Annotated in this window: 5 protein-coding genes; 3 read left to right on the forward strand and 2 right to left on the reverse strand. The window is 52.0% G+C overall.

Going from position 1 to position 11262, the window contains the following annotated elements:
• Positions 1 to 15 precede the first annotated feature (15 nt).
• Positions 16 to 636, forward strand: a complete 621-nt coding sequence (locus ACNKU7_RS16615; RefSeq protein WP_418298129.1) for a YdeI/OmpD-associated family protein — start codon at positions 16 to 18, stop codon at positions 634 to 636.
• Between the two features lie 436 nt (positions 637 to 1072).
• Entirely contained in the window at positions 1073 to 4840 is a 3768-nt protein-coding gene (locus tag ACNKU7_RS16620; RefSeq protein ID WP_418298130.1) for a S8 family serine peptidase, read from the forward strand.
• Positions 4841 to 5516: 676 nt separating this feature from the next.
• On the opposite strand, the gene ACNKU7_RS16625 is transcribed toward ACNKU7_RS16620, so the two are convergent.
• Together ACNKU7_RS16625 and ACNKU7_RS16630 are read right to left on the reverse strand one after the other, a co-directional pair.
• Positions 5517 to 6830, reverse strand: a complete 1314-nt coding sequence (locus tag ACNKU7_RS16625; protein WP_418298131.1) for a glycosyltransferase family 4 protein — start codon at positions 6828 to 6830, stop codon at positions 5517 to 5519.
• Between the two features lie 320 nt (positions 6831 to 7150).
• Positions 7151 to 9397: a DUF5011 domain-containing protein gene (locus tag ACNKU7_RS16630; RefSeq protein ID WP_418298132.1), complete on the reverse strand. Its 2247-nt coding sequence runs from the start codon at positions 9395 to 9397 to the stop codon at positions 7151 to 7153.
• Between the two features lie 835 nt (positions 9398 to 10232).
• On the opposite strand from ACNKU7_RS16630, the gene ACNKU7_RS16635 reads away from it, so the two are divergent.
• Positions 10233 to 11222, forward strand: a complete 990-nt coding sequence (locus ACNKU7_RS16635; RefSeq protein WP_418298133.1) for a sulfotransferase family protein — start codon at positions 10233 to 10235, stop codon at positions 11220 to 11222.
• Positions 11223 to 11262 lie beyond the last annotated feature (40 nt).

Genomic DNA, 11262 nt, shown 5'->3' on the forward strand with positions numbered 1-11262 from the left:
CCGTTGGAGTAAATTTTGATTACGGACATTGATGAGTATTTTGTAAATGGTTGCGGGCGCTGTGAGCGCTATACCACGCCAGACTGTGTTACAAGACGCTGGGAATCCGGGTTGAAAAAATTGCGGCAGATTTGTCGTGACCTGAAACTGGTCGAGAAGGTCAAATGGGCGCATCCCTGTTACATGCATGGGGATCGAAATATTGTGCTTATAGGTGCGGTTCGAAATGACTTTCGACTCATCTTTTTTAACGCTGCTCTTATGAATGACCAGGAAGGTATTCTGGAAAGGCAGGGGCCCAATACCCAACACCCCGACATGATCCGCTTTACCGAAAATGGCCAGGTTGGCGAGATGGAAGTGGTCATTACCTGCTATATAAGGGAAGCTATGGGTTATGCGGAAGCTGGTATCAAGCCAAAACAAGCGCAGAGTGAACTCGATCTTCCCGATGAGCTCATTGAGGCGTTGGATGCAGATACTGAGTTGGCGGAGGCATCTCATAAGCTCACGCCGGGACGTAAGAGAAGCTATGTAATAAACCTCAGTTCAGCAAAGAAACCTGAGACTCGAATCGCGCGGATTGCCAAATTTCGCAGCAAAATTCTCTTGGGCAAAGGTGCAAACGAAAAATGAAGCCCGCCGCTATTTCAATCAGCGTACGGGCGATCTCAACATAAAAGGCTACTCATCCCAATTTTTATCGCAAGTCATCATTTTTATCTCTCCGAAAGTTGCTTTTCGAGCTTCTCCTCCGCTTCCCGCTGTCTCCGAACATTCTTTCCATCAATGCCGCCAATTCTCTGCGCCAGACTTTCAAGGATGGGTGTTACGCATTGTTACAAAGCCAGCAAAGCGCTTGTGACCTGCTGCAATGTATTGCCGGTAGCCAATTGCAACACTAGGTGGGTATGCAATCAGGCTAGGCAGGCAAAGTCGCCGGCCCCGATAAAAAAATAACGAGAGCATTTGCCAAATTCCGGTGGTGGCCAGCGGTCATTGGCCGTCAATCCGGGGCCCCCTGCAAGGCGATCGATGAAAACAATAAATCGAAAATGACGGGTATAAAAAAATGAAGAAATTTCCAAGAGGTCGCCACCTGGCTGCGGCCATTTTTACTCTTTCCGGCGGGCTGTCGGCGACCCATGCTCTTGCGCAAGAGTTACCACAGGAGGTCGCCGCCGGTGAGCGGACGTTTACGCTGATTACCGGCGATAAAGTTTCCGCAGTAGTAAAAAACGACGGCGCGCTTGCCGGGATCCGGCTATTGGGTGAAGACGGCGGCGAAGTGATTACCAGTATTTACAAGTACGGTAATGACACCTACGTCGTGCCGCCAAAAGCGCAGGCGCTGGTGGATGCGAAAGCTGTGGACATGGAGCTGTTCAATATCAGCAAACTGTATCAGGCGGGCTACGACGACGAGTCCACCAGCAAACTGCCGGTGATCGTGGAATACATTGACGGCACGCTGGCAGGCGCTGCGGTTCCCCAGGCCCTCGACGGCATGTCGCTGACTGGTGAAATCGAAGTTATCGACAGTGCGGCATTCGGCATCGACAAGGCGCAGGCCGCGGAACTGTGGACACAGTTGACCGCAGACAGCAGCGTGGAAGGGGTGTGGCTGGATGCGTTTGTGCACGCACACAAAGTGTCTTCGGCCGAGAGCCTGACGCCCACAGTACCCCTGACCGGTGCGCGCGGCGAACACGCGGCAGGTTTCGACGGTGCAGGCGTGACGGTGGCGGTGCTGGATACCGGTTACGATACCGAACACGCGGATCTCAATGGCCGCGTAGTGGCTTCCCGCGACTTTACCTATTCCCGCAATGGCGTCGATGACCTGAATGGCCACGGTACCCATGTGGCCACCACCATTGCCGGCACTGGAGCTGAATCCAGCGGCCTGTGGGCGGGTATGGCGCCGGGCGCTGACCTGGTGATCGGCAAGGTGCTCGGCAACACCGGTGGCGGTTCCACCTACGGCATTATGAACGGCATGATCTGGGCGGTAGAGCAGGGTGCAGACATCGTCAGCATGTCCCTGGGTGGCACCGCCACTTCCTGTGATGGCCCGCTGGTGGATCTGGTGGAAGCACTGAGTGATGAAGCCCTGTTTGTCATTTCTGCGGGTAACAGCTTTACCCGTGAGACGGTCGGCTCACCCGGCTGTGCGCCCAGCGCGCTGACCGTTGGCGCCATCGACCGCAACAACCAAACGGCGGACTTCTCTTCCCGCGGCCCGTCCCCGGATGGGCACTCTTCCAAGCCGGATATTGCCTCCCAGGGTGTTGCCGTGGTCGCAGCTGCGTCCGGTGGCTTTGGCGAAACCGGTTATACCGCACTTTCCGGCACTTCGATGGCCGCCCCCCACGTTTCCGGTGGTGCGGCACTGCTCAAGCAGGCGAGGCCGGAGCTGTCCCCACGCGAGCTGAAAAAAGTACTCACTTCCTCGGTCACGCCCAGCGATGCACACGTGCTCGAACAGGGCGCCGGCCCGATGGACGTCAACCAGGCGATGATTCAGGACGTGGTCGCTGCGCCGAATCCGGAGCTGGGCTTTTTCACTGGCGGACACTACGAGTACACCAAAACCTCGGTGACGCTGGAAAACCTTTCCGGTGAAGACAAAACCTTCAAACTGAAGCTGGATCTCGTCGGTGAAGATGATTCCGTGGAGGTGCCGGCGACGCTGGCCGGCCTCGGAATCAAATCCGTCACTGTGCCGGCCCACGGCAGTGTGGACGTTCCGGTATGGATCGACCCGACAGTTGGCCTGAACAGTGGCGCCTACGGTGCGATTACCGGTCGTATAGAAGGCACCGTTGTCGGCAACAACGATGAGCGGCTCACCGTGCCGGTGTCATTCTGGATCGACCAGCCGAAAGTCACCCTGAGCTTTACGGTGACTGACCACCGCGGCCAGCCGGCGCAGTCTCCGTCGAAACTCTATCTGATGAATGATGAGGATGACTGGGGCCAGTACCTGTCGGTGCGCAACGGATTCGCCACCGCTGACGTGCCCGCGGGCAACTACAGCGTTGTCGCCAACATCATGACCTACGATAACGACAATATCTTTGGCGGCCTGGTGGAAACGGCCGCGCAGATGGCCGTGCTGCGTCGCAAGGTATCCAGTGACTCCCATATCGAATTCGATTCCCGCAATGCAGAGAAAGTGGAGTTTAAGGCAGACAAGCCACTGGCGCCGCAGGGCTATTCTTTTGGCTTTACCTACGCGCTGGACGACGCCAAGTCTGCGAAGCTGGCCGCGATCGAGCTGGCACCGGATTACGTCAAGAATTTCTACGCGTGGTCACAGGGGCAAGACGATCGCTTCCGCTCTTTTGTTACCACCCGGGCAGTAGCGCCGGAAGCGGTAGTGACCCAGGAAAACGGCGAAGTGCTGGATTACACGAACCAGGGCCTGGCGCTCAGCTTCCACGGCGAAGGCAGCGCGGAAATGGTCGCCGTGGGCGATGCCGGTTACAGCACCGACTGGACGCAGTTCGACCTGGACGGCAAGATCGCGCTGATTGCCAACCCCTACTACCTGACCTCTTACATGGTTGGCAATGCCATGAAGCACGGAGCCATCGGCGTGATTGCCTATCGCCCGGGCACCAGCGGCCGCTACAAGGGCATCATTAACGGCACGCCCAAAATTCCGGTGGTGGCGCTGAGTGGCGAGCAGGGCGCGCGCGTCGCCGCTGAGGTCGAGGCGGGTAATAACCGCGTCAGCTGGTCCGGCATAGCGGCGGAGCGCAGCCCCTATGCATACTCCATCAACCACATTACCGACGGCCATATCAATGCCGGCCTGGTGCAAGTGCACGAAAAGAACATGCACAAAATCTCCGCCTCCTACCACGCACAGGACGACGACCGCCCGGCCTGGACCGATGTGATGGCCATGACCAACAGCACCGGTGAATTCTACTCCACCGGCAGCCCGCAGATGGTGATGACGCCGGTAGAGCGGGAAGAGTATTACACCGCGACCAGCAAGAACGCCTGGACCAATATCGTGATGCCCGACCACCAGCTGCGCAGCAACGGCGGCTACTTCGATGGTGCGCGCCTGATGACGGCGGGCGCCGAAGAGGAAACCTCCTGGTTCAAGGGGCCTCGCGGCGGCACCCTGCTGTCCAACGGATCTGCCATCGCCTACCGCGATACCAATGTGTTGCATTTCCGCACACCTTCATTCGGTGATGCGGCTGGCCACGATGGTATTGGGGGCTATAACGGTCGTGCGGCCTATGGCATCAGCGTTGATGGCCAGTCGCAGTACCTGGACAGCGGTATGCTGACCATGCCCGACGGCAACAGTGAGATCACCCTGGAGATTCGCTACTACCCCCGCGGTGTGGGTGAGCGCTCACCGGTTAACGATCATCTGGGTTCCTTCTATCAGGGGCTTTACACCTTCAACAGCAGCGCAGCGCAGCAGGGCGCACAGCCGGTACTCGTACCGGTGATCGATCTGCCCGTCAGCATCGTCAACACCGCGCCCGCGGGTGAGCCGATGCAGGTGAAGTTGTCCGGTGTCATGGATGGTTTGGGTGAAGTGGATCTGTCTTCCGTATCCCTGCAGTACGGCTACGGCCAGGAATGCGTGGTGGATAACGTACCGGCCTTTGTGTACTGCCCGGTTAACGACAAATTCTCCGAGAGCAACTGGGTGGATGCTGAAGTGCAACAGGTGGATGGCGAGTGGATCGCGAATATCCCCAATGCCGCACCGGCTGGTGAGTATGTGCATCTGCGTGTTGAAATGACCGGCCCGCAGGGCAGCCATACCCAGCAGATCACTCTGCGGAATTACATGCTGCTCTAACGCCTCATTGTTAACTTGATTCTCTCTATTGGCCGCTGGTGTGTATGCATCAGCGGCTTTTTTACGACCAAGATGGGCCGCGCTATTTCAGCAGAGTGGCGGTTGCCCGATATTGCTCAAATGGGTGGTTGTTCGAGCGGAATGTATTGCTCTCGGGCAATATCCGCAGCTTTTCAAATTTAGCCAACGCACTGTGTCCTAACACGGTCAGTTCGTAGGTTATTGCTACGGGATGCCCACAAATCACATTTCTAGCCGCCATGTTTCGGAGCTCCAGTTCCTTGAAGATGCACTGTCTATCGAGCTCGAGTGCCTGGGGCCAGTTTCTGGGCACGGTGACGAAGGTATCGTTTCTGGCGAGCCTGCATTAGGGTCGTACTTAGAACCAGTCCCTTGCGCACAGCTACAACTGTCGATGCCGCTGTTTGTCAGGATCCATGTTGCAATAGACTGTGAACGTGCCGAGCTTGCTTTGTCTGCGCTCGGGTACGCACGCCGCTCAGCTAGTACTGCAGTTTCTTAGGCAGGTCGTCGTCGAAGCCGATTAGGTCATCGGTGGTGGTGTTGAGAATCCAGGCAATAAACCGTATAGAGCTAAATGCCCTACCGTTTGTTGGGGCTTTTTTTACTGAAAATGTGCTGTGTTATGCTTTTTTATTTACTCAAGGTATTCTGCTCAGGATGCTTGATCAATCTGCCCAACTTCGGATTTTTGTGCTGCGAGCAAGGAATAAATTCGGCTTAACGCCTTACCCTTTGCGTTCCAGCTAAACTCATTCGCTCTCGTTCGTGCCTGTTCGGAAAGGCGTTGCCTAGCTTCTGGATCATCACGTAAATGGGTGATCGCCTTTGCGAGAGCATTGATAACATGCTTCCTTCCCAACGGCGCAATCTTGATACCATCCTTTTCCGTAACATATTCCCCGATTCCGCCATTATCAACAACGATACACGGGCTGCCGCAGGCCATTGCTTCCATAACCACGGCGCCGCCAAACTCCCTGATTGAAGGGAAGCAGAATAGATCGCTTTGGGATAACTGCTTGGCTACTTCCTGATGCGGAATGTTGCCGGTAAACGTAATAATGTCTTCTAGATCGAGATCTTTACTGGTTTTCTGGAGTTCAGCGCGCTGGGATCCATCTCCTACAACAGTGAGTCGTAGCCTGTGTGCATGGGGGCTTTCCTGCACAATTTTATGGATAGCTTCTAGTAACATATCGCAACCTTTATATGGTTCCAGCCTGCCAACAAAAAGCAGTCTAATGTCATTCTGGAAATCTGATCTTTCACCGTTAACTTCTTGAAGGTCGCTGTAAAAATCGTCTGGAACGCCATTTTCATACATTAGGTTCAATTTGGCTTTTGATACGCCGAGGTTTTTTTCGATCCAGTCTTTGGTATAGGTGGAGCCGGCAAGTATCAAGTCCGCTCGCTTGTATGTGGCATGATATCCGGGGATAAGCCAGCGCCCGATAGATCTGAGAAAATATAACGCGCTAAATTCTTTTCGCCCTGTTTTTTTAAATGCATCCGGAAAAGGTACCCCGCCGTTAACAGGGCCCATTAAAAAAGGGACGTCGTGGCAGTATTTTGAAATACTGTAAGGATACCTTGGCATCATGGGCGTCATGGCATGCACAAGGTCAAATTCTCCATTTTTGATTCTATTGCGGAAAAGTGAAGCAACGGCTTTATCGAAGAAATGATAGATTGGAAACTGTAATGCATGCCTCAAAGGCCAGATTACCTGACCTCTCAAAGTGCTGAGCTTTACTATCACGCGGTAATAGAAGCTCTCGAATGCACCCGGTGTTATATAGACCACCTCTCTCGATCCCCGTACTTTCTCCAGCGCCTCTCGATTCCGGCAGTGGGTTACAAGGGTCACATCACAGAATTTGCTGACCTGTTCGTAAAATTGGTAGCCGACCAATGGAACGGAGCTGAACTCCGGGTTGCAGCTTTCTATAACGAGAAGAGCTTTCATAGCGTGGACAGTCCATTCCTTTGTTTCTAGATTTGTCCGGCATAAGAAACATGTGAGGTTTCCGAAGCGTAGGTGGCCGGATAAATTGCTCGTTTTTAGTTTCAGCGGAGGTGAAGTTTTTTTCCAAGAATACCAGAACAACTTCAGCGTAGATATGACGGTTTACAAAAGGTGGCACATATTTGCAAGCTCTATTTTAGAGCGTATTCGCAAAAAATCAAAGAGATGTGTTAAGGGCGCAGGTAAATGGCGGGGCTCTTCGGGGGGGCTTTAAATAAGAAGCCGGACATTTGCTATGCCCGGCTTCTTAACATTATAGATTAACGGGCGGGGGAAAGTGGAATAGATAGCTCATTGGGAACGGCTGTTACACAGCTTGCTGATGCTGCGTAGATTCGAGATTCGTCATTGAGGCCATCATTAACTTCTCCGGGGTTATAACCACAAGTTGGATTTTTGGGGTTGAACTGAGAGCCTCTTTCGACAACATCCACACCACCCATTTTCAATTGAAACGCGCCGGTGTCTACGTCGTCAAGGAGAAATGAATTGTTGAAAATACCAGAATAAAAGTGCGCGTTGTTTGCTACCATCGCAGCTGAGGCATGGCCGGGATCCTGTGATGTATCGTTAAATATGTTGTCGAATACAAAAACATAGTGAGGGGCCCAGTGTGTAGTTGCGTCCCTAGGACGGATATGGCCGCCCGACTCGAAATCTTCAGCATTGCGATCATTTAATATTATGCTGAAATTAGCAGGCCTGAGTGTTAGGCGGCTCTTTGGTCCGTTCCCGCCAATATGATTACCCCGGAGCCAGCTATTGGAAACCACCAGCCCCCATGTGCCCATGAATCTAATATTGTGTTCATCAGCAGTTTTGGTTTCTACACCGGCAATGCCACTATTAATAAAGTTACATTCGTTAAAGCAACCGATGTTTACCTTGGGCAAATTGTTGGCATTGCTCTTAACTACTGAGTCTGTCAGGAAAATACCATACGGCAGGGGGACAACGCTACAGTCAAGTTCGTCGGGATTATTATTGCAAAAGGAAGTGGCGCTACCAAAATAGAATGAACCATTGTGGGTGGAATCTTTAGACCAATCCAAATCAAGATCATGATAAGTTTGAAGTGTACCGGACATGCCTACGGTGGCTCTACCTACACGCAGCCCCGTCACCGTAATATTGTAGGTCCAGCCTTGGCTAATATAGCCGTTGCTATCACGACCAAGCATTTCCAGTGAATTTGCCGTCGATGTAACTGGCGCAATATCGTTACAACCAGTATCGACACCAGTAACGATGAGAGGAACTATAGGGCGTGAGCCCGCACCGTAGCGATCTACCGTGACGTTCTTTTCGGCATACCCGATGCAAATATCGCCATGTGTCTCACCGGCATGCAGAAGAACCCGTTTCCCACTAAACCCGCCAACGTCAGGCATTCGAGCTCTCTGCTGGGCTCCAGCAGGACAACCGTCATAGTTCCCACTTGGGGAGACGCATAACGTGTTAGCTGGCGTGTAATAGTCCTCCTGGCTTCTGATAGTAACCGTGACAAATTCGTCATTAAAAATGCCATCAGGGTTCTGAACCCTTACGCCAACACGATAGGTACAACGACCATTCTCATAGCGGCTGCTTTCTGGGGTACAGGTAAAAGTATGTATGGCTCTGGGCGCAGGTCCTACCTGGGAATTGCGACTATTGCCGGTCGTTGCGAATTCTCCTGAATCCGGATCGTCAAAATCAAAGTGATAGCTTAGCCATTGTCCTGTGGCGCAGGCTGTTGCGTCATTGCCGCCCTGAAAATCCTTGCAGTTAACGTCGGTTGAGTCTTGAGCCGAAAAGTAAACGGTTTCCGGCGATACGCCTTCCACTCGTGTAAGAACGCGTAGGCTGGCAGCGATATCATCAGACTGAACATCGGAGTTGCTCACATGTACCGTTCGAACAACGGATGCGGTTTCGCCATCGTTATTCGCTACGGAGTAGGTCAGGGGGTAGCTGCCCGCGGTGGAGGTGTCGACGGAGCCGTCTACCTGTATCTGATCGGATACATCCTGGTCACCATCTTTGGCGGTTGCCCCTGGGTCTGCAAATGATTCGCCTATAGGGATAACCAGTGTACGGCTGCCATTCAGCTTAATGACCAGACCCACTGATTCTGGCTCCGTGATTGTCAGCGTGCGGCTTTTCTGTGCGGCAGACTTGCCTTGTCCATCGCTCACGTTATAGCTGATTTGGATTGTGCCAGCGCTCGATGTATCTATGTTCGCGGGCGTGCGAACAACACTGGATGTGAGGTCACCATCTTCTGCGTCATCCGCGGAATAACCTGGATCAACAAAGGCTTCTCCAGTGGTAATCTCGATACTGGTTGACCCTTTAAGGGTAATGACCGGTGCTGTATTGGTAGAGCCCGAGCCGCTACTTGACCCGCCCCCTGACCCGCTACTGCCACCGGGATCTGGCCGCAGGTCGCCTTTATCAGTGCCGCCACCACCGCCACATGCGGCGATGAAGGTGCAGGTTAGTAAGATCAAGGTTTTTCTGAACATCGGTACATCCCCGAGAATTTTGTAGCATGATAAGCACGCCAAGATATGGATACTGTGACTAGTAGCCCAGTTGCTAGAAGCCTATATAGCGAAACGGAATAAATCAGTGAGCCAAATTTATATTTGGCAAGTAACTTTCAAAATTTGGTGACTGAGAATCACCAGCAGTTATTGAGTGATGAAAAATTCTCATGACCATTTACGAAGTTTCTGATTACAGGTATTTGCAACGACTGGTGCCACCCGGATGGTTTTGAAAGCCAAATGAAGGTTCTTGCGCCATTCAGGTCTGAGTAGCAGAAGAATCTTTTAGTTCCATATGATCAGCATGTGCTGGTCTTCAGACTCAGCTAACTTGAGCTGCATGGCTGCGGGGTGGATACAAGCCGATTAGTTGCTACATCAGTATTGATGGTGGTAGTGATTTGACCCCCATTAAAATGATGAAAATCACCTTAGGTTAGGCTGAATGAGAACTCCCTCACAGGGGGAAGAAGGGTTTGGTGAGACTGTGATTGGCCTGCCTTGTGTGGATCCTGTGGCGGCATTGATAGCTACATTACCGGGATTTCCCTGAGTCAATCTTGACGTTTCCATGACGTATTGGGTGGCCATTTGATTGGTGGCGTGCATCGTGCTTACAAAGCAGGTGGCTGATCCAATTAGCTCCGTTTTGTTAGGCGTGAAAAGAATGAAATGGGTATGAGGGTTCGTTCAAAATGAAGGCTTGCAGTACCAAATAACCTCGGTGAAAATTAAGTTGGAATATACTCCCAAAAAAGTTGTCAGGAAAAGGAAGTTCGATATGGCGGGAATTGCTCTCCGGAGAGACCCAGTGTTTATTATAGGTTACAAACGCTCTGGTACCACATTACTGCGCCTGATTCTTAATAGAAGCTCAGGAATTTTCATCCCTGAGGAATCCTCCTATATTCAGCGAATCCCCGTAGTTCTGAAAAAGAATTACTCAAACGTGAAATGCCTCGAAGAGCTTGCGTCGTCTATTCCTGGTAGCTTATACCACCCATACATCGACTGGGAGCTATACAAGTCGACGCTTTCACAAAATCTGCCAGCTACTCATGACAAGATCATTGGAGCTTTATATCAAACTTACGCAGCACTTAGCGGCAAGGAGAACGCCCGATGGGGTGACAAAAAACCCCAGCACTGGCAGTTTATTTATAGGTTGCGCGAATGGTACCCCGATTCACAGTATATCCATATCGTGCGTAATCCCAATGATACTGTAGCCTCTATCATTCAATATACCGCGAATAACGATACCAAACTGACTCAGCATGAGTTTGTTTACAAAATTCCCGGGGTGCCACCTCATATAATACTCGCCTGGCATATCAGCCACGCATATAAAACTTCCTGTACTCAGGGTGAAACCTTGGGGTCTAAACGCTACTTGCAAGTCCGCTACGAAGATCTCGCTCAGGCTCCAAGAGAGGAAATGCTGCAGGTTTGTCGATTCCTAAATGTCGATACAAATGAGATTGACTATATGCTTGGGTTTCAGGAAGACGCAGCAAATTCCCGGATCATGGGTTCCGGCGATGCTAACAGTGCACATATGAAGGAAACACGGAAGGCTGTTAATAGCAGTCGCGTAGGCCGTCACAAAACTTTGCTCACTGCCGATCAAGCAGGAGAGGTTGAATTTATTTGCCGACGCTTATACCGAGAGATGCGATACGAGGCAACTAGCGCTACTCCATCTTTATTGGCAAAGCTTAAGTGCCGGATTATTTGCAATCTGCTGGATATCGTATGGGTGGGGGTGCGTGTATCCCGCCGTTTAAGGGGGAGCTTGTGATAGCTTTTATTTGATCGATTGTCGCCACTGTTGGATTTCT

The organism is Microbulbifer weihaiensis (assembly GCF_048323715.1).
Taxonomy (GTDB): domain Bacteria; phylum Pseudomonadota; class Gammaproteobacteria; order Pseudomonadales; family Cellvibrionaceae; genus Microbulbifer.